Source organism: Telluria sp. LT1R51-2, from assembly GCF_059685775.1.
In genome coordinates this window covers 877,020-901,934 of the sequence record NZ_JCASIM010000001.1, presented here as the reverse complement: position 1 = coordinate 901,934, position 24,915 = coordinate 877,020, and the positions used below count along the sequence as shown (strand labels likewise).

Sequence of the window (24,915 nt, the reverse complement as noted above, 5' to 3'; positions counted from 1 at the left end):
CTTACTTGACTTTGTTCTGGGCAAACAGCGCGTCGAGCTTCTGCTCGTAGCTGTGGTAATCGATGCGGTCATACAGTTCGGCACGCGTCTGCATCGTGTCCAGCACGTGCTGCTGCGTGCCGTCGCGGCGGATCGCGGTGTAGACGTTTTCGGCGGCCTTGTTCATCGCGCGAAACGCCGACAGCGGATACAGCACCAGGCCCACGCCAGCACCGGCCAGCTCGTCGACGGTAAACAGCGGCGTCGCGCCGAACTCGGTGATGTTGGCCAGCACCGGCACCTTGACGGCGTCGGCGAAGCGCTTGTACATGTCGAGCGTCGTCATCGCTTCAGGGAAGATCATGTCGGCGCCCGCTTCCACGCAGGCCACGGCGCGCTCGATCGCCGCGTCCAGGCCTTCGACGGCCAGCGCATCGGTGCGCGCCATGATCACGAAGTCGTCGTCCAGGCGGGCATCGGCGGCGGCCCGGATGCGGTCGACCATTTCTTCCTTGCTGACGATTTCCTTGCCGGGCCGGTGGCCGCAGCGCTTGGCGCCGACCTGGTCTTCGATGTGGCAGGCGGCCGCGCCAGCCTTGGACAGCGAACGCACAGTGCGCGCGACGTTGAAGGCCGAGGCGCCGAAACCCGTGTCGACGTCGACCAGCAACGGCAGGTCGCACACGTCGGTGATGCGGCGCACGTCGACCAGCACGTCGTCGAGGTTCGAGATGCCCAAGTCAGGCAGGCCAAGCGAGCCGGCAGCAACGCCGCCGCCGGACAGGTAGATGGCCTTGAAGCCGGCGCGCTTGGCCAGCAATGCGTGGTTGGCGTTGATCGCGCCCACGACTTGCAGCGGGGATTCATCGAGGATCGCCTGGCGGAAAGCGGCGCCTGCGGAAAGTTTGCTCATGCTGGTCCTTGTCATCACGGTGAAGAAGTTATGGTCTTCATTGCAAGCACCGTGCCAGCGTTGCTCGATCCGCCATGAGGCGATATTTCAAGCACTTGCGTGCCTATTCTACCCAAATCCTCGCTAAATTCGTGTGCCCTTGTTTCACGCTGAAACACGCACCTGAAACATGAAACATTTAGGCGCAAAAAACCGGGTGGCGCCTTTCAGCGCACACCCGGTTGATTAGATAGCTGAGCCGGTCTTAGTGACCCGACGCGCCCGATGCGCCGATACCGGTCTCGGCACGCACCTGCTGCGCCTCGAAGCCTGCACGGTCGATCCGGGCACGAGGACCCTTGTCGGTGATCGAGAACAGCCAGATACCGATGAAGCCCACTGCCATCGAGAAGATCGCTGGCGAGGCGTACGGGAAGATCGCGGCCGGATGGTGCAGCACATCGACCCACACCGATTTCGACACGATCGTCAGGCCCACTGCCGTGGCCAGACCCAGGAAGCCCCCGATCGTGGCGCCGCGGGTGGTGCAATCCTTCCACAGCACCGACATGAACAGCACCGGGAAGTTGGCCGAGGCGGCAATCGCGAAGGCCAGCGACACCATGAAGGCGACGTTCTGCTTCTCAAAAGCGATACCCAAGACCACGGCCACGATACCCAGGCCGATGGTGGTGATCTTCGATACGCGCAGCTCGTTTTCGCTGGTGGCGTTGCCCTTCTTGAACACGGTCGCATACAGATCGTGCGACACGGCCGAAGCGCCCGACAGCGTCAAGCCCGCCACCACGGCCAGGATGGTCGCGAACGCCACCGCCGAGATGAAGCCCAGGAACACGTCGCCGCCCACGGCCTTGGCCAGGTGGACCGCCGCCATATTGTTACCGCCCAGCAGAGCACCGGCTGCATCCTTGAATGCCGGGTTGGTACCCACCAGCACGATCGCGCCGAAGCCGATGATGAAGGTCAGGATGTAGAAGTAGCCGATCCAGGTAGTTGCCCACAGCACCGACTTGCGCGCTTCCTTCGCGCTCGGGACGGTGAAGAAGCGCATCAGGATGTGTGGCAGGCCGGCGGTACCGAACATCAGCGCCATGCCGAACGAGATGGCCGAGATCGGATCCTTGATGAAGCTGCCCGGACCCATGATGGCGGTGCCCTTGGCGTGCACTTCGGTCGCGGTCTGGAACAGCTTGGCCGGGCTGAAGTTGTACTGCGCCAGCACCGAGAACGCCATGAACGACGCGCCCGACAGCAGCAGCACGGCCTTGATGATCTGGACCCAAGTAGTGGCCGTCATGCCGCCGAACAGCACGTAGACCATCATCAGGATACCGACCAGCACGACGGCGATCCAGTATTCCAGACCGAACAGCAGCTTGATCAGCTGACCCGCGCCGACCATCTGTGCGATCAGGTAGAACGCGACGACGACCAGCGTGCCGGACGCCGCGAACACGCGGATCGGCTTTTGCGCGAAGCGGTACGAGGCCACGTCGGCAAACGTGAAGCGGCCCAGGTTACGCAGGCGCTCGGCCATCAGGAACGTGATGACAGGCCAGCCGACCAGGAAGCCGATCGCGTAGATCAGGCCATCGTAACCGTCGAGGAACACGGCGGCCGAAATACCGAGGAACGATGCCGCCGACATGAAGTCGCCCGCGATCGCCAGGCCGTTCTGGAAGCCCGTGATACCGCCGCCGGCGGTGTAGAAGTCAGACGCCGACTTGGTCTTGGCTGCGGCCCACTTGGTGATGAACAGCGTGCCGACGACGAACAGCGCGAACATGCTGATCGCGGTCCAGTTGGTCGGCTGGCGAACGGCCTGGCCCATGTCGGGCGCGGCACAAGCAATGCCGGAGGCGGCCAGCAGCACGAATGCCAGCAGTGAGGAGGTGCGAGCGCCGGCCATCATGCGCCCACCTTTGCACGGATGGCGTCGCTCAACTCGTCGTATTCGCGGTTGGCGCGGCGCACATAAATGCCGGTAATCACCACAGTGAACACGATGACGAACAGGCCCAGGGGAATGCCCCAGGTGATGACACTGTTGCCGATCGGGGTGCCCATGAACTCCTTGTCGAACGCGACCAGCAGCGTGAAGCCGTAGTACACGATCATCATGGCCCAGGTCAGCGTCCAGCCGAAGCGGGAACGGATGCGTTTGAGCTTCTGGTAATTGGGGTCATTCTTGACCCGTTCTACGATGTCTTGATCCACTTTGTCTCCTGATTCTTTTGATAATGCCGTGGTTCGGCTGCCTTTGTGGCTGCGACCCATCCTACGGGCATGCCCTTACCGGATTCTTACGCGGCAAGCTTAATTACGACCCGTCGTTCGCCCATGGCGCGTTTCAGGCTGAAACAACGACCTTCATTTGCACTACACTTGAAACATGGATTCCCCACGCCCCTCTTCCGCTGGCGACAAGCCCATCATCTGGACGGTGTCGGTCTCGCGCCTGTCCGCGCTGTTTCGCGACATCACCGTCGAATACGATCACCTGGCGTCGATCGAGCCCCTCCACATCGGTTTCGACGAAGCGGCCACCCACATCCGTGAGCGGCTGGCCACCGAGCATTGCGACGTCGTGATCGCGGCCGGCTCGAACGCGGCCTGGCTCAAGAGCCGCGTCTCGGTGCCGGTGGTCGCTGCCCGGGCCAGCGGTTTCGACGTGCTGCAGGCGCTCACGCGCGCGCGCAAGCTCGCCGGCAATGCGCCCGGCGCCATTGGCGTCGTCAGTTACGGCGCCCTGCTCCCGGAGCTGGCCGAGTTCGCGGCCGGCTTCGGCCTGGACCTGGTCCAGCGCAGCTATGTGACGCAGGAAGATGCGCGCGCCGCCGTCGATGAACTCAAGGCGCTGGGCGTGGCCGTCATCGTCGGCGCCGGCTCGGTGACCGACCTGGCAGAAGAAGCCGGCCTGCGCGCTGTGTTCCTGTATTCGGCGGCGTCGATCCGGCAAGCGTTCGACGATGCACTCGAACTGGCGCGCCTGACGCGGCTCGAGGTCGACCGCAGCCGTGGTCGAACCCGAATCAGCAGCACGCTGCCTGGCAAGCAACGACTGCGGCGCGGCCTGAACGACCTGCGCGGCGACTCGCCCGCGATGCAGCAGTTGCGCCAGACCGTCGTGCTGTACGCGCGCTCGCCCGGCACCGTGCTGATCGAAGGCGAAACCGGCAGCGGCAAGGAACTCGTGGCGCAGGCGATCCACCGCGAGAGTCCACGCAAGGACGCGAATCGCCCGTTCGTCGCCATCAATTGCGGCGCGATTGCCGAGTCGCTGCTCGAATCGGAACTGTTCGGCCATGAAGACGGCGCCTTCACCGGCGCGCGCCGCGGTGGCCACGCGGGCCTGTTCGAAGCGGCCAATGGCGGCACGCTGTTTCTCGACGAGATCGGCGAAATGCCCCTCGGCCTGCAAACGCGCCTGCTGCGCGTGCTGGAGGAGCGCGAAGTGATGCGCGTGGGCGGCACGCGGCCGGTGCCAATCGATGTGCGCGTGATCAGCGCCACCCACTGCGACCTGGAGGCGCGCGTGCGCGACGGGCGCTTCCGGGCCGACCTGTTCTATCGCCTGGCGGTGCTGCGCCTGGCCCTGCCGCCGCTGCGGGCACGGGTGCAGGACATCGCGCCGCTGCTCGAATGGTCACTCAAGGGCGCACTGGCCGCGCTCGATGCGCGTCCGCATCCGAACCTGCTGGCCGAACTGAAGGCATGCACGCCCCTGCTCACAGGCTATGCGTGGCCCGGTAACGTGCGCGAGCTGCGCAACCTGACCGAGCGCCTGGCGCTGTTTTTGGCGGCCGAGCCGCTGCAGGCGCTCACGCCCGGCTTCATGCTGTCGGTGGCGCCGGAGCTGGCGCGTGGTACTGCCCCGGCCAGCGCATTGGCCAGCGCTGCGGCCGGGCCCACCCGGGAATCGGCAGCCGCGGTGCTGGCGCGCTTTGGCGGGCAGCGCGACCTGGCGGCCGATCATCTGGGGATCAGCCGTACGACGCTGTGGCGGCGGTTGAAGGCGGAAGGCTGACCTCTAATCTTCAACCCTTAAGACGCTCCAAAGCAACGTCCACCGAAAACTCGTATCATGATTCTTTGATATGGCCTGGCGCCAATCCGCGCCAGTCCCTCAGCATACCGGCCGCGGCGCCCCTATCCGCGGCGCCGCAGTCCGACCCCAACGGAGGCAACCATGCAACATGCGTCGCAAGCGGCTTTGTTTTCCCTGATTGGCGATACCCCGATGGTGGAAGTGACCCGCATCGATACGGGGCCCTGCCAGCTGTTCCTGAAGCTTGAATCGCAGAATCCCGGCGGCTCCATCAAGGACCGCATCGGCAAGACGATGATCGAACAGGCCGAGCATGACGGCCTACTCAATCCCGGCGGCACCGTCGTCGAAGCCACTGCCGGCAACACGGGCCTGGGCCTGGCGCTGGTCGCGCGCATCAAGGGCTACCGCGTCGTGCTCGTCGTGCCAGACAAGATGGCGCCCGAAAAAATCCTGCACCTCAAGGCGCTTGGCGCCGAAATCCACCTGACCCGCTCCGACGTCGGCAAGGGCCACCCGGAGTACTACCAGGATCTCGCCGCGCGGCTGGCCAGGCAGATTCCCGGCGCCTGGTTCGCCGACCAGTTCAACAACCCGGCCAATCCGCGCGCCCACGAAACCACGACCGGCCCCGAAATCTGGGACCAGGCCAAGCACAAGCTGGACGCGATCGTCCTCGGGGTCGGTTCGTCCGGCACGCTCACCGGCCTGTCGCGCTACTTCAAGAAAGCCGCGCCCCAGCTCGAATTCATCCTGGCCGATCCGAAGGGTTCGATCCTGGCCGAATACGTCGAGACCGGCCACGTGTCGCAGCATGCCGGCTCGTGGGCCGTGGAAGGCATCGGCGAAGATTTCATTCCCGGCATTGCCGACCTCACCCGCGTCAAGAAGGCCTACACGATCACCGACGAAGAAAGCTTCGCGACCGCCCGCCTCCTGCTGCAGCAGGAAGGCATCCTGGGCGGCTCGTCCACTGGCACGCTGCTGGCGGCAGCGCTCAAATACTGCCGCGCGCAGACGCGCCCCAAGCGCGTCGTCACGTTTGTCTGCGACACCGGTACGCGCTATCTCAGCAAGGTGTACAGCGATGGCTGGATGGTCGACCAGGGCCTGATCACGCGCCCGAAAACGGGCGACCTGCGCGACCTGATCGGGCGCCGCCACGACGCCGGCGAAGTCATCACGCTGGCGCCGTCGGATACGCTGCTCACTGCGTTCAACCGCATGCGCTCGAGCGATCTGCAGCAACTGCCCGTGATGGACGCCGATGGGCGCCTGGCGGGCCTGATCGATGAATCCGACCTGCTGCTGAAGGTCACACAATCGAACGACCATTTCGGCGCGCCGGTGTCGTCCACGATGACGGCCGACCTCCAAACCCTGCCCCCTGGCGCGAGCATGGCGCAACTGCGCGACATTCTCGACCGGGGCCTTACTGCCGTGATCGCCGACGGGCCGCAGTTCTTCGGCCTGATCACGCGCTTCGACCTGCTCAATCACCTGCGAAGGACACTCTCGTGACCCATCCGGACACCAAACACACGATCGAATTCAAACGCCACCTGGCTACCCGCGTCATCCACGGCGGCCAGTCACCCGAACCCGCGACCGGCGCCGTGATGCCGCCGATCTTCGCCACTTCCACCTATCGCCAGGAAAGCCCGGGCGTGCACCAGGGCTTCGACTACGGCCGCTCGCACAATCCGACCCGCTTCGCACTCGAACGCTCGCTGGCCGACATCGAGGGCGGCCGCGCCGCCTTCGCATTCGCGTCGGGCCTGGCGGCGATTGCCGCCGTGCTGGAACTGCTTCCGAGCGGCTCGCACATCGTGGCCGGCGACGACATGTACGGCGGCACCTACCGCCTATTCGAACGCGTGCGCCGCGACAGCGCCGGGCACACGTTCAGCTACGTCGATTTGTCCGACGCGGATGCACTGGCCGCCGCCATCACGCCAGCCACGCGCATGGTGTGGGTCGAGACGCCCACCAACCCGATGCTCAAGCTGGCCGACCTGACGGCCATTGCGAGCCTGTGCCACGCACGCGGCATCCTGTGCGTGTGCGACAACACGTTCGCCAGCCCGATCATCCAGCGCCCGCTCGAACACGGGTTCGACATCGTCGTGCACTCGACCACCAAGTACATCAACGGCCACTCGGACGTGATCGGCGGCGTGGCCATCGTCGGCGCCAGCGACCACCAGACGGGGCTGGCCGAAAAGCTCGGTTTCATCCAGAACTCGGTCGGCGCGATCCAGGGCCCATTCGACAGTTTTCTCGTGCTGCGCGGGATCAAGACGCTGGCCCTGCGCGTCGAGCGCAGCAGCGGCAACGCGCTTCTGCTGGCCAGCTGGCTCGAGCAGCAGCCGCAAATCCGCAAGGTGCACTATCCGGGACTGGAGTCGCATCCGCAGCACGCGCTGGCGCGCAACCAGATGCATGGCGGTTATGGCGGGATTGTCTCCATTGAGCTGGACACCGACCTGGACGGCGCGCGGCGCTTCCTTGAAGCCTGTGAAGTGTTCACGCTGGCCGAAAGCCTGGGCGGCGTGGAAAGCCTGATCGAGCATCCGGCGCTGATGACGCATGCGAGCATTCCGCCGGAGCGGCGTGCCGAACTGGGGATTGGCGACGGGCTGATCCGGTTGTCGGTCGGGATCGAGCATATCGACGATCAGCGGGAGGATTTGCGGCGGGCGCTGGCAGCGATTTGATTGTCGAGTTGCCTTCATCATCCGGGTGAAATCCGACCTCGATCTCTTTCCGGATGACCGTTCCGCCAACCATCACCGCGTGGACGGCGAAGCCGCCTCGCCGGTCGCGCCCACCCTACGCCAGCAACAGGGGCTCTTGAGGTAATTTGAATGTTGCCACCAGCGCCGACAATTCTGCGGCCTGCTGGCGCATCGAGGCGGCCGCAGCGGCTGCCTCTTCCACCATCGCCGCATTCTGCTGGGTCGACAGGTCCATCTCGGCAATCGCGCGGCTGACCTGCGTGACGCCATTGGCCTGACCAGCGCTGGCGGTGTGGATCTGGCCCAGGATGCCCGCCACCTCGTGCACGTGTTGCAGCATGGCGCGCATCGTCGAGCCGGCGGCTTCCGCCATGCCGGTGCCGACCTCGATCTCGTGCGACGATTCGCCGATCAGCTTCTTGATTTCTTTGGCGGCATTGGCCGAATGCTGCGCCAGGTTGCGTACTTCGGATGCCACCACCGCAAAGCCCCGCCCCTCGCTGCCGGCGCGCGCCGCTTCCACCGCTGCATTCAGCGCCAGGATATTCGTCTGGAAGGCGATACTGTCGATCATCCCGGTGATGTCGACGATGCGCGCAGCCGACGCCTTGATCGCGCCCATGCGCACCACCAGCTGACCCACGGCCTGCGCGCCCTCGGCGGCCACGCCGGATGCCGTCTGGGCCAGCACATTGGCCTGCTGCGCGTTGACGTTGTTGCTGGCGATGGCGTCCGACAGCGCATCCATCGCCGTCACCGTTTCGCGCAGCGATTCGGCCTGGCGCTCGGTGCGGATCGACAGGTCCTGATTGCCTTCGGCGATTTCGCCCGACGCTGCATCGATTGCCTGCGCCCCTTGCAGCACTTGCGCCACGGTCCCCGACACGCCGTGCGTCATGCCATTGAGCGCATCAAACAGGCGGCCGATTTCATCCGTGCGGGCGTGGCGGATGGTCGGACGCAGGTCGCCGTGGGCCACCTGCTCGGCCAGCGTGGCGGCTTGTCTGAGCGGCACGACCAGATTACGGGTCAGCAGCCAGGCCAGACCACCGGCGACGGCCAGGGCGGCGGCGCCCAGCACCAGCAGCAGCGCCTTGCTGAAGCTCGATGCGGCTGCCGATTCATCGGCCAGCCGGTGCGCTTCAGTGCTTTCGTACGTCAGCAGGCGCTCGAGCGCGGCAACCTCTGCTCCATAGGCTGGCTCCCATCGTTTGGTGAGGATCTCTTCGACCAGGCCGGTCTGACCGAGTTCCTTGGCCTTGAACAGGTCGGCCTGGATCGCGGCCAGCGCCGCCTTGCGCTCCCCCGCTGCGGCGATCAGCGTGCGTTCCTGTGCGGTGGCAGACAATTTGCCCAGTTTCACCTCGATGTTGCTGGCGATCTTGCTCCCCTCGGCCAGTTGCGCGCCGAAATAATCCCCCAGCTCCAGGCTGTCACTGCGTGCGATTGACACGGCGCGCGAGCCGTTGAGGCGCGCGACGCCAAGCAGTTCGGAGGTCAGTTGTTGCTTGGCGAGCTTGTCGTCGACCAGGTTGGACGTGATGACGTCGGCTGCGTGCATGCGCCAGACGGCAACGGCGGCGATGATGACAATGACAAGGGACAGGATGCCAAAGGCACCGATGAGCTTGGAAAAAGTAGTGCGCGGTGCGAGTCGCATTGGGATTTCCGTGAGTGTGAAACGACGTGTGCGCACAGTCTAGGAATGTTTGATGACAGGAACGTGAAATAGCACCAGAGCAAGTGGGATTGCCGCGATGAACTGCGCATTCAGCGTTACGTGTGGGTGACGCCAAGCATGAAAAAAGCCCGCGGCACTTGCGTGCGCGGGCTTTTGCGGGAGCGAACCTGCTTACTCGATTTCGACCGTCTCGGCCGGGGCCGGTGGCGGGCTGACATCGCCCTCGGGGAACTCGAGGACCACGTCGTCCTTCTCGTTCAGGTCGACCGTCACGCGACCACCGTTGGTCAGGCGGCCGAACAGCAGTTCGTCGGCCAGCGCCTTGCGGATCAGATCCTGGATCAGGCGCGACATCGGGCGTGCACCCATCGACGGATCGAACCCTTTCTGGCCGAGGAACTTGCGCAGCTTCTCGGTGAAGATGGCTTCGACTTTTTTCTCGTGCAGCTGCTCTTCGAGCTGCATCAGGAACTTGTCGACGACGCGCAGGATGATGTCTTCGTCCAGCGCGCGGAAGCTGATGATCGCATCCAGACGGTTGCGGAACTCCGGCGTGAACATGCGCTTGATGTCGCCCATCTCGTCGCCCGCTTCACGCGAGTTGACGAAACCGACCGACCGCTTGGTCAGGCTTTCCGCGCCCGCATTCGTGGTCATGATGATGATCACGTTGCGGAAGTCGGCCTTGCGACCGTTGTTGTCGGTCAGCGTGCCATGGTCCATCACCTGCAGCAGGATGTTGAAAATGTCCGGGTGGGCTTTTTCAATCTCGTCCAGCAGCAGCACGGTGTGCGGCTTCTTGGTGATTGCTTCGGTCAGCAGGCCACCCTGGTCGAAACCAACATAGCCCGGTGGCGCACCGATCAGGCGCGAGACAGCATGCCGCTCCATGTACTCGGACATGTCGAAGCGCACCAGCTCGATGCCCATGATGAAGGCCAATTGCTTGGCGACCTCGGTCTTGCCGACACCGGTCGGGCCCGAGAACAGGAACGAGCCAATCGGCTTGTCCGTTTTGCCAAGGCCGGCGCGCGCCATCTTGATCGCTGCCGACAGCGCTTCGATCGCCGGGTCTTGCCCGAACACGACGTTGCGCAGGTCGCGGTCGATCGTCTGCAGCTTGCTGCGATCGTCCTGATTGACCGATTGCGGCGGGATGCGCGCGATCTTGGCAATGATGTCCTCGATCTCGGCCTTGCCGATGGTTTTCTTCTGCTTCGACTTCGGCAGGACGCGCTGGGCAGCACCGGCTTCGTCGATCACGTCGATTGCCTTGTCGGGCAGGTGACGGTCATTGATGAAGCGCGCAGCCAGTTCGGCAGCCGTGGTCAGGGCCGAGGCCGAGTACTTCACGCCGTGGTGCTCTTCGAAGCGCGATTTCAGGCCACGCAGGATGGCGATGGTCTGTTCGACCGTCGGCTCGTTGACGTCGACCTTCTGGAACCGGCGCGACAGCGCATGGTCTTTTTCGAACACGCCGCGGTACTCGGTGAACGTGGTCGCACCGATGCACTTGAGCTGGCCATTGGCCAACGCCGGCTTCAGCAGGTTCGATGCGTCGAGCGTACCGCCCGATGCCGAACCGGCGCCGATGATCGTGTGGATCTCGTCGATGAACAGGATGCCGTTCGGCGTGTCCTTGATCTGCTTGAGCACAGCCTTCAGACGCTGCTCGAAGTCACCGCGGTACTTGGTGCCGGCCAGCAGTGCGCCCATGTCCAGCGAGAACACGACTGCGTTCTGCAGGATTTCAGGCACGTCTTCCTGGACGATGCGCCATGCCAGGCCCTCGGCGATCGCGGTTTTACCCACGCCCGCCTCGCCCACCAGCAGCGGATTGTTCTTGCGGCGACGGCACAGGATCTGGATCACGCGATCGACTTCTTCTTCGCGCCCGATCAGCGGATCGATCTTGCCGTCGGCAGCTGCCTTGTTCAAGTTTTGCGTGAACTGGTCCAGCGGGCTCTCTTTGGCCTGACCTTCGACCTGCGCTTCCTCGACGCCTTCAGGCGCCTTGGAGGTGTCGACCTGCTGGTCCTTGCGCACGCCGTGCGAAATGAAATTGACCACGTCGAGACGGGTCACGCCCTGCTGGTGCAGGTAGTACACCGCGTGCGAGTCCTTTTCGCCGAAGATTGCCACCAGCACGTTGGCGCCGGTGACTTCCTTCTTGCCGTTGGACGCCGACTGCACGTGCATGATCGCGCGCTGGATCACGCGCTGGAAACCCAGCGTTGGCTGGGTGTCGACCTCGCCCGTGCCAGGCACGGTGGGGGTGTTATCGCCGATGAAATTCGTCAGGGTCTTGCGCAGGTCTTCAATATTGACCGCGCATGCACGCAGGACTTCGGCGGCCGAAGGATTATCGAGCAATGCCAACAGCAGGTGCTCCACGGTGATGAACTCGTGGCGTGCCTGGCGTGCCTCGACAAAGGCCATGTGTAGGGATACTTCAAGTTCCTGCGCAATCATACTTCCTCCATCACGCACTGCAGGGGATGCCCTGCCTTGCGTGCATGCGTTAAGACAAACTCCACTTTGGTACACGCTATATCTTTGGAAAACACGCCGCACACCCCTTTGCCATTCTGGTGCACCGACAGCATGATCTGCGTGGCCGTTTCCCGATCCTTGTTGAAATACTCCTGGATCACGGCCACGACAAATTCCATCGGCGTGTAATCATCGTTCAGTAGCGCCACCTGGTATAGCGGAGGCGGTTTGACGGTCTGCCGCTCTAGCAGTTGTTCAGTATCGTGCTTCGTTGCCATGGGGTATTCTAATACTTCCGAGGTTGGTGCCGAGCGTAAACATCAGCTCGTTTTCTGATATTTCCATCTTACGCTTTTTCGGATAACTGCGCAGATGGCGTTTCGATTGCCGAAATCAAGTCCGGCGCGCAGGAATACCGTGAAAAATTTGACAACCTGCGCCCCAAACCCCTTGACTTGCGTGATTATTCCACCAACAATGCAGTCATCGACTTTGTACTTATGTACGCGTTGATAAGCAGTTAGCAGGCTGAGGAGGGCAAGAAGATTCTTGCTTTTATGGCTCGTGTGATTTGTTAAATTTGAAAGTTCTTTTATGGCAACTGGTACTGTTAAGTGGTTCAATGATTCCAAAGGCTTTGGCTTCATCACGCCTGATGACGGCGGCGAGGATCTGTTCGCACACTTCTCCGCAATCAACATGAACGGTTTTAAGACCCTCAAAGAAGGTCAAAAAGTCCAATTCGAAGTCACGCAAGGCCCTAAAGGCAAGCAAGCTTCCAACATCCAGGGTAACTAATCATACCCTTCCCGGAAGTGAAAAACCCCACTCTCGCAGTGGGGTTTTTTTCGCCTGCCACAACGGCAGGCGGCGCGTTACAGATGCTCGATCAGTACTTCACCAAAGCCCGAGCACGATACCTGCGTCGCCCCTTCCATCAGGCGCGCAAAATCGTAGGTGACTTTTTTCGACACAATTGCCTTGCCCATCGCCGCGATGATCAAGTCGGCCGCCTCGCTCCAGCCCATGTGGCGCAGCATCATTTCGGCCGACAGGATGAGTGAACCGGGATTGACGTAATCCTTGCCGGCGTATTTCGGCGCCGTACCGTGGGTTGCTTCGAACATTGCCACTGAATCGGACATGTTGGCACCCGGCGCGATGCCGATGCCGCCGACCTGGGCCGCCAGTGCATCGGAAATATAATCGCCGTTCAGGTTCAGCGTGGCAATTACGCTGTACTCGGCCGGACGCAGCAGGATCTGCTGCAGGAACGCGTCGGCGATCGAGTCCTTGATCATGATGTCGCGCCCGGTCTTCGGATTCTTGAGCTTGCACCATGGGCCGCCATCGAACAGTTCGGCGCCGAATTCCTTCTGCGCCAGCGCGTAACCCCAGTCCCGGAAGCCCCCTTCCGTGAACTTCATGATATTGCCCTTGTGGACCAGGGTCACCGATGGCTTGTCATGGTCGATCGCATACTGGATCGCCTTGCGCACGAGGCGTTCGGTGCCTTCGATCGAGACGGGCTTGAGGCCAAGGGCCGACGTGGCCGGGAAGCGGATCTTGGAGACGCCCAGCTCCGCTTTCAGGAACGCGATCAGCTTCTGAGCACCTTCGGAGCCGGCCTCCCATTCGATGCCGGCATAGATGTCTTCGGAGTTTTCACGGAAAATGACCATGTCGGTCTTTTCCGGCTGCTTCAGTGGCGACGGCACACCGGTGAAATAGCGCACCGGGCGCAGGCAGACGTACAGATCGAGTTCCTGGCGCAGTGCGACATTGAGCGAGCGGATGCCGCCGCCGACGGGCGTGGTCAGCGGGCCCTTGATCGAGACCACATACGCCTTCAGCACGTCAAGCACTTCGGCCGGCAGCCAGACATCGGCGCCATACAGCCTGGTCGCCTTTTCACCGGCGAAGATCTCCATCCACGCAATGCTGCGTTCACCGCCGTAGGCCTTGCGCACAGCCGCATCCACCACCTTCTTCATCACCGGCGTGATGTCCGCGCCTGTGCCGTCACCCTCGATATACGGAATGATCGGCGTGGCCGGCACATTCAGGCTGAAATCGGCGTTGACGGTGATCTTCTGGCCCGCAGGCGGGACGGTGATATGCTGGTACATCAGGTTCTCCAGGTGGGTGGCGAAAGGCGGTGCGAACGACGTGACGAACTGCGTTACCAACTCGCTTACAATGTCGCCGTTGCCAGCGGCAGCCGATGGCTGCTCTTCATTATGCCCCAGTATTTTGCCATATCGCCACGCTACCGGTTGGCCACCCCCTCATTCGCTTTACTGCATCGTCATGTCCCTGATTCTCTTCAATAAACCGTTCCAGGTCCTGTGCCAGTTCTCTCCACAGGATGGTCGCGAGTCGCTTGCCGACTACCTCAAGATTCCCGGCATCTACCCCGCCGGCCGGCTCGACGCCGACAGCGAAGGCCTGATGCTGTTGACCGACGACGGCCAGCTCCAGCACAAGATCGCCCATCCCGATCACAAGGAAGCCAAGACCTATCTGGTACAGGTCGATGGCATGCCCGATGCCGCCGCCATGGCGCGTCTGCAGGCGCCGCTGGACCTGGGCGACTTCGTCACCAAGCCGTGCCGCGCCGCGCGGATTGCCGAGCCCGAGTGGCTGTGGCCGCGCAATCCACCGATCCGTGCGCGCCAGGACAAGCCGACCAGCTGGCTTGCCATCACGCTCGAAGAAGGCAAGAACCGCCAGGTGCGCCGGATGACGGCCGCCGTGGGCTTGCCGACGCTGCGCCTGGTGCGCAGCAGTATCGGCCCGTTTTCCCTCAGCACGCATCCATTGCTGCCGGGCGAATTTATCGACGTGCCGGCCTACTCGCGCCATGCGGGCAAATAAAAAGGCGCAGTCAGCGTTAAATAGAGACCAGCTTTGAACTGACGAGCAGTCCGGTGGTCCAATTCCTGTCCCCAGCGTCAGGAGTCGATCATGAAAGCGCCACGTTTCAAGGGCTGGTTCGCAAAACTGACTTCGCTGAACCAACCCCAGCGCCGGCAAGTGCTCGATGCCCTGCACCCTGCAGCCGGGCTCGAGCAGGTGGTCGCACTCATCAGTAAGGCCAGAGCGCCCGGCCGCTGCTGTCCCAGATGCGGCAACGAGCGCTGCTACCGCCATGGCTTCGCCAATGATTTGCAGCGCTACCGCTGCTGTGCCTGTGGCCGCACCTTTAACGACCTGACCGGTACGCCAATGGCGCGACTCAGACTCAAGGCCAAATGGCTCGCGTATTCGCAGGTGCTGCTCGATTCACTCCCTGTGTGCAAGGCGGCAGATCGGGTCGGCGTACACCGCAACACGGCCTTTCGCTGGCGCCACCGCTTCCTGCACTGGGTCAAGCTCGACCGGCCCAGGGCCCTCAATGGCATCGTCGAGGCTGACGAGACATTTCTGCTCGAATCACAAAAAGGTTCGCGCACCCTCGATCGGCCACCGCGTCATCGCGGCGGCCATGCTGCCAAACGGGGCATTTCCAGCGAACTCGATTGCATCCTGATTGCGCGGGACCGCGAGGGGCGCACGGTCGATGCCGTCACTGGCCGCGGTGCACTCACGGCTGCGCAACTCGAGCGTGACTTGCTGCCCAGGCTCGACAGGCAGTCCTTGCTGATCAGTGACGGCCATCCTGCTTACCGCGCCTTTGCACGCAAGCACAGGATCGCGCACGAGGCGGTCAATGTACGCGCGGCTGTGCGCGTGAGGCGTCTGGGCAGTCTTGCCATCCACGTGCAGAACGTGAACGCCTACCATCAACGCTTCAAGGCCTGGCTACAACGCTTTCATGGCGTGGCGTCGCGCTACCTGCCCAATTACCTCGGTTGGCGCTGGGCGCTGGATGGCGAACGGGTCATATTACCGGAGCAATTGCTTTGCATTGCTATCAGCGTCATCAATAGATAACGCTGACTGCGCCAATAAAAAACCCGCCGACCTTTCGGTCGGCGGGTTCTAGTTACGACAGCCGTTCAGTTCAGGCGAACGAGTCGATTGCTGCATTGAAGGTGGCGCTCGGACGCATCGCGGCCGTCACCTTGGCTTCATCCAGCTTGTAGTAGCCACCGATATCGACCGGCTTGCCCTGTACGGCCAGCAGCTCGGCGACGATGGTGGCTTCGTCGTCGGCCAGCTTCTTGGCCAGCGGCGCGAACGTGGCTGCCAGTGCAGCGTCATCGGTCTGCGCAGCCAGCTCCTGCGCCCAGAACAGCGACAGGTAGAACTGGCTGCCGCGGTTATCGAGCTCGCCGGTCTTTGGCGATGGCGACTTGCGGTTGTCCAGCAGCTTGCCAGTGGCCGCGTCCAGCGTCTTGGCCAGCACCTTGGCCTTGTCGTTGCCGGTTTTCAGGCCCAGGTCTTCCAGCGACACGGCCAGTGCCAGGAACTCGCCCAGCGAATCCCAGCGCAGGTGGTTTTCTTCGACCAGCTGCTGCACGTGTTTTGGTGCCGAACCGCCGGCGCCCGTTTCGTACATGCCGCCACCGGCCATCAGCGGCACGATCGACAGCATCTTGGCGGACGTGCCCAGTTCCATGATCGGGAACAGGTCGGTCAGGTAGTCGCGCAGGATGTTGCCGGTCACCGAGATGGTGTCCAGGCCGCGCCAGACGCGCTCGAGCGTGAAGCGCATCGCGCGCACTTGCGACATGATCTGGATATCCAGGCCGTTCGTGTCGTGATCCTTCAGGTAGACCTTGACCTTCTTGATCAGTTCATTTTCGTGTGGACGATACGGGTCGAGCCAGAACACGGTCGGCATGCCCGAGTTGCGCGCGCGCGTCACGGCCAGCTTGACCCAGTCGCGGATCGGTGCATCCTTGACCTGGCACATGCGCCAGATATCGCCCTGCTCCACGTTCTGGCTCATCAGGACTTCGCCGGTGGCGAGGTCGGTGATGTTGGCCACGCCGTCTTCAGCGATCTCGAAGGTCTTGTCGTGCGAGCCGTATTCTTCGGCTTGCTGGGCCATCAGGCCGACGTTCGGGACGGTGCCCATCGTCTTCGGATCGAAGGCGCCGTGCCATTTGCAGAAGTTGATGATTTCCTGGTAGATGCGCGCGAAGGTGCTTTCCGGGATGACGGCCTTGACTTCCTTCAGGCGGCCATCGGCACCGTACATCTTGCCGCCGGCGCGGATCATCGCTGGCATCGACGCGTCGACGATGACGTCGTTCGGCGAATGGAAGTTGGTGATGCCCTTGGCCGAATCGACCATGGCCAGCTCAGGACGGTGTTCCTGGCAGGCGTGCAGGTCGCGGATGATTTCTTCGCGCTGCGACGACGGCAGGTCGGCGATCTTGTTGTACAGATCGGCCATGCCGTTGTTGACGTTGATGCCCAGGCTCTCGAACAGCGCGCCGTGCTTGGCGAACGCTTCCTTGTAGAACATGCGCACGCAGTGACCGAACACGATCGGGTGCGATACCTTCATCATCGTTGCCTTGACGTGCAGCGAGAACAGCATGCCGGTGGCGTGTGCATCTTCGATCTGGGCTTCGTAGAAGGCCAGCAGCGCCTTGCGGCTCATGAACATCGAATCGATGATTTCACCGGCCAGCAGCGAGACCTTTGGCTTGAGAACAATGGTCTGGCCGCTCTTGGTGACCAGTTCCATCTTGACGTCGCGCGCCGCTTCGATGGTCATCGACTTTTCGCCGTGGTAGAAGTCGCCTTCGGTCATGTGCGCCACGTGGGTGCGCGATGCTTGCGACCATGGGGCCATCGAGTGCGGGTTCTTGCGTGCGTATTCCTTGACGGCGCGCGGGGCGCGGCGGTCGGAGTTACCTTCGCGCAGGACCGGGTTCACTGCCGAGCCGATGCACTTGCCGTACTTGGCCTTGATGGTTTTTTCTTCGTCGGTCTTCGGGTCCGACGGGTAGTCAGGGATGTTGTAGCCCTTGTCCTGCAGTTCCTTGATCGCGGTGGTCAGCTGGCTGACCGACGCGCTAATGTTCGGCAGCTTGATGATGTTGGCGCTCGCCTCGAGCGTCTTCTTGCCCAGCTCGACCAGTGAATCCGGCACGCGCTGCTCGGGGGTCAGGTTTTCAGGGAACGCTGCCAGGATACGGGCCGCGACCGAGATGTCGCTGGCCGTGACGGTGATGCCGGCCGGCTTCGTGAAGGTGCTGACCACAGGCAGGAAGGCGTGGGTCGCCAGCAGCGGCGCCTCGTCGGTCAGGGTGTAGATGATGGTCTGATCACTGCTCATGCACATTTTCCTCGGTAATCGCGACAACGTCGCGCGTAGTAAAAACTGACAATTGGCCACAGCCCATCAATAGGTGGGCTGCGGGCACTGGGCGCCGATGCCGGACATTCTACCCCTGTCTGCGACGGGAGGGCCAGAGCGCACCGGCGTACATTCCGTTGGTTGGGCGGCCGCTTCGTGCAAGGCCGCGAAACCTGTCTTCAATGCTAGTCTTCTATAAGATATAAGACGCGCCATATTATGCCCCACCTTTGCGGCGGACACCAGTTTTTACGTTATCGACAACCCGGTCATGCATTCCGGATGGAAAAATGGAAGCACCAAGCAAAAAAACCCGCCAGGACCGAAGTCGGGCGGGTCTTTCCACTGCACAGAACTTGCCTGCGCGGCCCGAAGGCCGCACGCACGCGGGCTTTACGCCGACAGTGCTTTCAGGGCTGCAGCCAGGCGGCTCTTGTGGCGCGCTGCTTTGTTCTTGTGGATGATTTTCTTGTCAGCGATGCTGTCGATTTTCGACACGGACTGCTGGAAGATCAGGGTCGCGGCTTCTTTGTCGCCAGCCTGGATGGCTTTGCGAGCTGCCTTGATTGCGGTACGCAGGGTCGAACGCTGCGACGAGTTGTGCGCGTTTTGCTTAACTGCTTGACGAGCGCGCTTGCGCGCTTGTGCGGTATTTGCCATGGAATTTCCTAAATCGGGGTCAAGTTGCGTTTGCAAACATTAGCGACTGTTAAACCGGCGCAGGAGCCTGCCCAACGATTAGTGTCTGCTAACAGAATTCAGTACAGCCCATGATTATAGCGAAGCTTTCAAGTCTGGGCAATTCAAAATTCAAAGATTGTCGGCCGGATGTCTGTACTGGTCGAGTTGCACCAGTATAATCTCGCGCCATGAACCTGCTCAGAACCCTCGCCGCCATTTCCAGCATGACGATGCTTTCGCGCGTCACCGGCCTCTTGCGCGAAAGCCTGTTTGCGCGCGCTTTCGGTGCCTCGGCCTATACCGATGCCTTCATCATCGCGTTCCGCCTGCCCAACCTGCTGCGGCGCCTGTTTGCCGAGGGCGCGTTCTCGCAAGCGTTCGTGCCGATCCTGTCCGAATACAAGACGCAGCATGGCGATACCGCCACCAAGACCCTGGTCGACCATGTCGCTACGTCGCTGCTGTGGGCCACGGTTCTCACCAGCATCGTCGGCATCATCGGCGCCCCGCTCCTGATCATGGTCCTGGCGGGCGACCTGCGCGAAACGCCTGGCGCCTACAATGCGTCGGTCATCATGACGCAGATGATGTTCCCGTACATTGCCTGCATGTCGTTCGTCGCACTGGCCGGCGGCATCCTGAATACCTGGCGCCAGTTCAAGATCCCCGCGTTCACGCCGGTGCTGCTGAACCTGTCGTTCATCTTCGCTTCGCTGGTGCTGGTCAATTATCTCGAGCAACCGATCTACGCGATGGCGATTGCGGTCTGCGTCGGCGGCGTGCTGCAGGTGGCGATCCAGATTCCGTCACTGGTCAAAATCGGCATGCTGCCGCGCATCTCGTTCAATCCGTTGACGGGCCTGCGCGATGCCGGCGTACGCCGCATGCTCAAGAAGATGGGTCCGGCCGTGTTCGCCGTGTCCGCAGCGCAGATCAGCCTGTTGATCAATACCGGCATCGCTGCCAGCCTGGCCGCCGGCGCCGTCTCGGCCCTGCAATATGCCGACCGCCTGATGGAATTTCCGACCGCGATGCTGGGCGTGGCCCTGGGCACGATCCTGCTGCCGTCGCTGTCGAAAGCCAATAGCGAAGGCGACACCGCCGAATACGCGGCGCTGCTCAACTGGGGCCTGCGCCTGACCTTCCTGCTCGCGCTGCCGGCCGCCGTTGGCATGGCCACGCTGGCGGTGCCGATGATCGCCACCCTCTTCCACTACGGTAAATTCGACGATGCGGCCTTGGTGAATTCATCGCTGCCGCTGATGGCCTACAGCGCCGGCCTGCTCGGCATCATCCTCGTCAAGATCCTGGCGCCGGCGTTCTACGCCCGCCAGGACGTCAAGACGCCCGTGCGCATCGCCGTTGCCGTGCTGGTTGCCACGCAGCTGATGAACCTGATCTTCGTGCCGCTGATGGGCGTGGCGGGCCTGGCCCTGTCGATTGGCCTGGGCGCCTGCATCAATGCGACCTGCCTGTACATCGGCCTGCGCAAACGCGGCATCTACACGCCGCAGCCGGGCTGGGGCAAGTTCTTCCTGAAGCTCGCCATCGGCGTGGCGGCAATGGGCGCTGTGGCGTGGTTCGGCCAGGCACAGTTCGACTGGGCCGCCATGAAAGTCACGCCCGGCCTGCGCATCGGCGCGCTGCTGGGCATCATCGTAGCCAGTGCGGTGACCTACTTCGCAATGCTCGCGCTGCTGGGATTCCGGCCGCGCGACTTCCGGCGCCGCGCGGCGTAACGGCTCAGGGCTGCGCCGCCGCCCGCGTTACGGCGTCCGCGCCAATGTGCTTGTGCAGGAACCGTTCGACACGCTGCCAGAAGTCGATCCGGTTCCTGGCCAGCGACCAGCCATGGCCCTCGCCGTCGTACACCACCCATTCGATCTGCCGATTGGTCTTGCGCGCGGCTTCGTAGAACTTTTTGCCATGATGCAAAGGCACGCGCCGGTCTTCGCTGCCGTACGCTAGCAGTAACGGTTGCCGGATGCGGTCTGCCTGCAGGATCGGCGACGTTGCCGCCAGCTGCTTCGCATCGGCCTCCGGGTCGCCAATCAGGACGGGCATACCGTAGCGGCGGTAGCCTTCCGTCAGGTCGGGCTTGACGTCCCAGGTGCCGGTGTACATCAGGGCGATGTCGGTCACGCCGAGCCAGTTGATCCCGCACGCGTACAGGTCGGGATCGTTCGCCAGTCCCATCAGTGTCGCGTAGCCGCCATAACTGGCCCCGGCAATGCAGATGCGGCGTGGATCCGCAATGCCTTCCCTGATCGCCCAGCGCGTGCCGTCCGCCAGGTCGTTCTGCATGGCCAGGCCCCATTGCTTCATGCCGGCCTCGAAGTGCCTGGCGCCGAAGCCGGTACTGCCGCGGAACTCCACCTCCAGCACCGCATAACCGCGCGACGCCAGGAACTGCGAATCAGGCTGCCAGCCCCAGCTGGAGCCCCGGAGCCAGGGCCCGCCATGCACCAGCACGACCATCGGCAGATTCTTGCGGGCGCCCCCGGGTGGCAGGGTCAGCAGGCCAGGAATGCCCAACCCGTCACGCGCCCTGAAGCTGATTGGCTCCTGGGTGCCCGAGCGACCCGGGACGATCCCGGGATACGTGGCACCAATCGGCTCCAGGGCGGCGCTGCGGGTATCGTACAGGCTGTAGGTCGAGGGCTGCCGGTCGGAATACGATTGCACCAGGACCCAGGGCGAACCTGGCCTGGCGGGCACGGTAAGCAGGTTGACCGTGTGCGGGAGGCGCTGGTTGATTGTCGCCTGCAACGCTTTCATCGCCGGATCGAACCAGATATCGTTCTCGGCATCCGTGGTCAGGCGTATCCCGAGCACGCGATCGCTGCGCAGCAACGAACCCGCCACATCGTAACCGGGCGTTGCCACGAGGGCCTCGGTGCCCAGCTTGCCGGTGGCAACGTCGAAGGTGCGCAGCGTGGCCAGGTCTTCGCCAGCATTGGCAATCACGTACAGCGTGCCATCGGCGCCGAAGCCGACGGGCTGCACATCGTCCCGGGCGGATGTGTACGCTTTGCGGCTTGCCACCTTGCGCCATTGTTGCGAGGCTGAATCAAGGTAAAACATGGTGCTGTTGCCGCCTGCAACGCCCATGGCCAGGCGTGGCTGACCCTTCGCGTCGAGCAGATACGCGCCGACATTTTCATCGGGCTTCGGCACGCTGGCAGTCTTGCCGTTCAGCGTGTTGACACGGGCCAGTTCACTGCCGAAGTAGCGCCAGTCCTTGTCGTACAACATGCGCTCGACGTAGAGCCATTCCGAATCCTGGCTGCCGGTTTGATCGAGCAGGAAGAAATTCCAGCCCAGGTACGCCTCGCTGCGGCGGGAATTCATCGCATGGTGTGCCAGCTGGACGCGCCCGCCGCCGTCACGGTTGACCGCAAACAGGCCGGGCGTATTGCGACGGTCGCGAACCACTTCGGTCAAGTCGACCACGTTGTAGGCGAGACGCTCGTTATTGACCCATTGGAAGTTGCCGATGTCAAAATCAAGATACTCGGCAGCGACGACGGCAGCGCGCGTGTCGAGATTGATGACAGCCAAAAAGTTGCGACGCCATGGTTTGCTCATGCGCACAGCGATGTGCTGGCCGTCCGGTGAGAACACCGCGCCGCTGAATGCATCTTCCTCGAAGAAATGCGCAACCGGCGCCGGTGCCTGGGCGTGGACCGGATGGCTGGCCCCGAAAAACAGGACGAGTGCGAGGCCCAGGAAAAGACGTGTCGTCATGGTGTGATTGGCAAGTTCGATTGGCATGGACGATAGCATCGGGACCACCACCACAAACGCGCAAGAAATCACAGCCTGCTGCAATACAGAGTAGCCGAGTCAAGCAGCCAGGGTCAGGTCTGACATTTGGACTCGGACTCTTCCCTGGTGCCTTTACTACGCGGGCTGGGCGTTACTTTGCGCTGCCCAGGCGCAGCGCTGCAATCCGCGCCACGGCATTGCGCTGGTTCGGATCGGCCGCGACGGCTTTTTCGTAGGCCGCAATGGCTGACCTGGTGTCACCGAGCGCTTCATACGCCTCGCCTTCACTGTCGAACGCGTTGGCGAACGTCGGTTCGAGGAACGTGGCCAGCTTGAACAGCTCGAGCGCGCCGCGCGCGTTCTTTGCCCGCAGCAACTGGTAGCCCAGCGTATTCATGCTCACGGGGCTGAGTTTGAAGCCAGACGAGCGTGCCACCATCCCGTCATGGATCGACTGCGCATCCTGGAAGCCCGCGTTCGCGAACGCACGCAGGAAGTCGCCTTCGCCAAGCAGCGCATGCCGTGCCGGCGTGAACGCCATCGACATCACCTGCGGGCCGATACCATGCCGCGCTGGTGACTGCTTCAGCCATGCCAGAGCCTCGCCGTCCTGCTTCAGATACGCGTCCAGGAACCGGCGCACATACAACGCGCCGCTGCGGTACGCCTGCAGCACATCGGCACGCGCATAGTCGCCAAACGCAGCATCGTCGGCAAAGCGCACATGCCACGCGCTGAAATCCGGATGCGTCATCGGCGGCAGCGTCGCGACATACACGTCGGAATAGGTCATCGTGTTGAGGTAACTCTTGCCGAACATGTCCTTGCGCTCCATGACTTCTGCGGATGGCGCGCGCGCGCCCAGGTACAGCATCGGCACCGCCGTGCGCGCTGGCTGCACATAACCCGCCGCGCCCCACACCTTCGGGTGATACCGGATGGAACCGTCCAGGCTGACCAGCGCCTTGATGCGGCTGGAACGCGCCGCGGCAAACACATTGGCCATGCCGCCCCAGCTGAAACCTGCCGCCGCCACATTGCCGATGTCGGCCTGTGGCAGCGTCTGCGCGTAATTGGCAAGGAATGCGATATCGGCGGCCTGCGCCTCGACGCCTTCGACGTCGTCGGTCATCATGACCGAGCGCGCGCCCAGGCTGCGGCTGGCAAGCACCACATAACCATGGCTGGCCAGGTATTCGCACAGGTCGATGTTTTCATGGGCTTGTGCGGCAAAGCTGGGCGCGTAGATCACCACCGGAAAGAGGCCTGCCGCAGCCACCGCATCACGCACGGCCAGCGTCGGCGCGCCGTACTGCGCGCTCTGCGGTCCCGCCATCCAGCCTGCCCGCTGGCTGGTTGCTTCGGCGGCCGGCGCAGTGAAGTCGACATCATTCAGGCTGGCCTGCTGATAATCTGCGGCCAGCATCGGCGCGCCACCACCGCGCCTGGCGGGGTACCAGACCAGCATCTGGATTGGCCGGCCAGGCGCAGCATTGCGGGCCTTGCCGAACGCATCGACCGACGGCTCGAGCAGCCGGCTGTAGTCGTATTGCTGAATAACGCGCAGGCCGACAGCATGCGGGCCGGCCTCAGGGATCAGATTTGGCGAGACGGGCACGGGCACGCCTGCGCTGGCACTGGCACTGACGGCGATGGAAAGGAAGATCAGGACGGGACGCAGGATCATTGGTAGCTTCATCGGGCCGCTCACTTGCCTGGTGCGGCCGGCGGCCGGATCGGCGTGTACTGCGCAGAGACCAGCTTCCAGGCACCGTCCTGCTGCTGGGCCACGAAGCTCGAGCGCAGCGCGGATGTGCGGGTTTGCCCGCCAACCGTCATGGCGTACGACACCTTCGCGAGCACGATGGCGGTATTGCCCAACACCCGCGGCGTGATCTCGTCGACGGTGATTGCCGGCAGCGGCTTGTCGTCATGCTTGACGTAGAACGACAGCATCTTGGCGCGCGGGTCGACCTCGCCCAATGGGGAAATCTCGATGTAGTTTTCAAACGTCAGCGCTTCGAGTGCGGCGCGGTCGAACGTGCCCTGCGCGGTGGCGAAGCGCTGCACCAGTTCGCTGACCGACTGCTCCGGTGTGGCGGCGTGGGCGACCGTGATCGACAGGCAGGCAAGCGCGCCCGCAATGCATACCGTGTTGCTGCAACGGCGCGACAGGACAGAAATCATGCGACTCCTCGTAAAGTTGGTCAACGCCGGTAGTGGCGCCATGGTGACGGTCGATCATAGCAATCCGCGTTATCGTTGCCTATTAAAAACGGATGCATATGGCTGCTGGGTTACTGCGCCGTGCGAATGGAGTTCGCCACAACGCATCAAGTCCGCTGCAAAACGAGA

Annotated in this window: 19 protein-coding genes; 7 read left to right on the top strand and 12 right to left on the bottom strand. The window is 62.9% G+C overall.

What is annotated here, in order from left to right:
• Position 1: 1 nt before the first annotated feature.
• The 3 genes from prpB to AC56LH_RS03965 form a co-directional block, all read right to left on the bottom strand.
• Positions 2 to 892, bottom strand: a complete 891-nt coding sequence (gene prpB / locus AC56LH_RS03975) for a methylisocitrate lyase (protein ID WP_499644230.1) — start codon at positions 890 to 892, stop codon at positions 2 to 4.
• Positions 893 to 1,136: 244 nt separating this feature from the next.
• Positions 1,137 to 2,804 (bottom strand): cation acetate symporter, encoded by a 1,668-nt coding sequence (locus tag AC56LH_RS03970; RefSeq protein ID WP_499644228.1) that lies wholly within the window; start codon positions 2,802 to 2,804, stop codon positions 1,137 to 1,139.
• Positions 2,801 to 3,109 carry a DUF485 domain-containing protein gene (locus AC56LH_RS03965; protein ID WP_499644226.1) on the bottom strand — a complete coding sequence of 103 codons (309 nt, stop codon included), beginning with the start codon at positions 3,107 to 3,109 and terminating at the stop codon, positions 2,801 to 2,803. The genes AC56LH_RS03970 and AC56LH_RS03965 overlap by 4 nt, the downstream gene beginning before the upstream one ends.
• 175 nt (positions 3,110 to 3,284) lie before the next feature.
• On the opposite strand from AC56LH_RS03965, the gene prpR reads away from it, so the two are divergent.
• The 3 genes from prpR (at position 3,285) to AC56LH_RS03950 (ending at position 7,657) form a co-directional block, all read left to right on the top strand.
• Positions 3,285 to 4,919, top strand: coding sequence for a propionate catabolism operon regulatory protein PrpR (prpR, locus tag AC56LH_RS03960; RefSeq protein WP_499644224.1), 1,635 nt, complete (start codon positions 3,285 to 3,287; stop codon positions 4,917 to 4,919).
• 162 nt (positions 4,920 to 5,081) lie between these two features.
• A complete protein-coding gene (locus AC56LH_RS03955) occupies positions 5,082 to 6,461 on the top strand; it encodes a pyridoxal-phosphate dependent enzyme (protein WP_499644222.1) in 1,380 nt (459 codons plus the stop codon).
• A complete protein-coding gene (locus AC56LH_RS03950; protein ID WP_499644220.1) occupies positions 6,458 to 7,657 on the top strand; it encodes a trans-sulfuration enzyme family protein in 1,200 nt (399 codons plus the stop codon). The genes AC56LH_RS03955 and AC56LH_RS03950 overlap by 4 nt, the downstream gene beginning before the upstream one ends.
• 115 nt (positions 7,658 to 7,772) lie before the next feature.
• On the opposite strand, the gene AC56LH_RS03945 is transcribed toward AC56LH_RS03950, so the two are convergent.
• The 3 genes from AC56LH_RS03945 to clpS form a co-directional block, all read right to left on the bottom strand.
• On the bottom strand, positions 7,773 to 9,338 hold the full coding sequence (locus AC56LH_RS03945; RefSeq protein ID WP_499644218.1) for a methyl-accepting chemotaxis protein: 1,566 nt from the start codon (positions 9,336 to 9,338) through the stop codon (positions 7,773 to 7,775).
• A gap of 192 nt (positions 9,339 to 9,530) precedes the next feature.
• Entirely contained in the window at positions 9,531 to 11,831 is a 2,301-nt protein-coding gene (clpA, locus tag AC56LH_RS03940) for an ATP-dependent Clp protease ATP-binding subunit ClpA (RefSeq protein WP_499573495.1), read from the bottom strand.
• A complete protein-coding gene (clpS, locus tag AC56LH_RS03935) occupies positions 11,828 to 12,130 on the bottom strand; it encodes an ATP-dependent Clp protease adapter ClpS (protein ID WP_137175749.1) in 303 nt (100 codons plus the stop codon). The genes clpA and clpS overlap by 4 nt, the downstream gene beginning before the upstream one ends.
• A gap of 316 nt (positions 12,131 to 12,446) precedes the next feature.
• On the opposite strand from clpS, the gene AC56LH_RS03930 reads away from it, so the two are divergent.
• Positions 12,447 to 12,650, top strand: coding sequence for a cold-shock protein (locus AC56LH_RS03930; protein WP_171084635.1), 204 nt, complete (start codon positions 12,447 to 12,449; stop codon positions 12,648 to 12,650).
• A 77-nt stretch (positions 12,651 to 12,727) separates the two neighbouring features.
• Here AC56LH_RS03930 and icd read toward each other — a convergent pair whose 3' ends face one another.
• A complete protein-coding gene (gene icd / locus AC56LH_RS03925; RefSeq protein WP_499644216.1) occupies positions 12,728 to 13,981 on the bottom strand; it encodes an NADP-dependent isocitrate dehydrogenase in 1,254 nt (417 codons plus the stop codon).
• A gap of 181 nt (positions 13,982 to 14,162) precedes the next feature.
• Here icd and AC56LH_RS03920 point away from each other — a divergent pair, with 181 nt between their 5' ends.
• Together AC56LH_RS03920 and AC56LH_RS03915 are read left to right on the top strand one after the other, a co-directional pair.
• Positions 14,163 to 14,729 carry a pseudouridine synthase gene (locus AC56LH_RS03920; protein ID WP_499644214.1) on the top strand — a complete coding sequence of 189 codons (567 nt, stop codon included), beginning with the start codon at positions 14,163 to 14,165 and terminating at the stop codon, positions 14,727 to 14,729.
• A gap of 90 nt (positions 14,730 to 14,819) precedes the next feature.
• Positions 14,820 to 15,788: an IS1595 family transposase gene (locus AC56LH_RS03915; protein ID WP_499644212.1), complete on the top strand. Its 969-nt coding sequence runs from the start codon at positions 14,820 to 14,822 to the stop codon at positions 15,786 to 15,788.
• Positions 15,789 to 15,858: 70 nt separating this feature from the next.
• Here AC56LH_RS03915 and AC56LH_RS03910 read toward each other — a convergent pair whose 3' ends face one another.
• Positions 15,859 to 18,090 (bottom strand): NADP-dependent isocitrate dehydrogenase, encoded by a 2,232-nt coding sequence (locus tag AC56LH_RS03910; protein WP_499644210.1) that lies wholly within the window; start codon positions 18,088 to 18,090, stop codon positions 15,859 to 15,861.
• Positions 18,091 to 18,504: 414 nt separating this feature from the next.
• On the bottom strand, positions 18,505 to 18,771 hold the full coding sequence (gene rpsT / locus AC56LH_RS03905; RefSeq protein WP_183550274.1) for a 30S ribosomal protein S20: 267 nt from the start codon (positions 18,769 to 18,771) through the stop codon (positions 18,505 to 18,507).
• Between the two features lie 209 nt (positions 18,772 to 18,980).
• On the opposite strand from rpsT, the gene murJ reads away from it, so the two are divergent.
• The gene (murJ, locus tag AC56LH_RS03900) at positions 18,981 to 20,531 is read left to right on the top strand and encodes a murein biosynthesis integral membrane protein MurJ (protein WP_499644208.1); all 1,551 of its coding nucleotides are present in this window, start codon (positions 18,981 to 18,983) and stop codon (positions 20,529 to 20,531) included.
• 4 nt (positions 20,532 to 20,535) lie between these two features.
• Here murJ and AC56LH_RS03895 read toward each other — a convergent pair whose 3' ends face one another.
• The 3 genes from AC56LH_RS03895 to AC56LH_RS03885 form a co-directional block, all read right to left on the bottom strand.
• Entirely contained in the window at positions 20,536 to 22,539 is a 2,004-nt protein-coding gene (locus AC56LH_RS03895; protein WP_499644206.1) for an alpha/beta hydrolase family protein, read from the bottom strand.
• A gap of 172 nt (positions 22,540 to 22,711) precedes the next feature.
• The gene (locus tag AC56LH_RS03890; protein ID WP_499644204.1) at positions 22,712 to 24,247 is read right to left on the bottom strand and encodes a dienelactone hydrolase family protein; all 1,536 of its coding nucleotides are present in this window, start codon (positions 24,245 to 24,247) and stop codon (positions 22,712 to 22,714) included.
• Between the two features lie 20 nt (positions 24,248 to 24,267).
• Positions 24,268 to 24,747 (bottom strand): nuclear transport factor 2 family protein, encoded by a 480-nt coding sequence (locus AC56LH_RS03885; protein ID WP_499644202.1) that lies wholly within the window; start codon positions 24,745 to 24,747, stop codon positions 24,268 to 24,270.
• Positions 24,748 to 24,915: the final 168 nt, after the last annotated feature.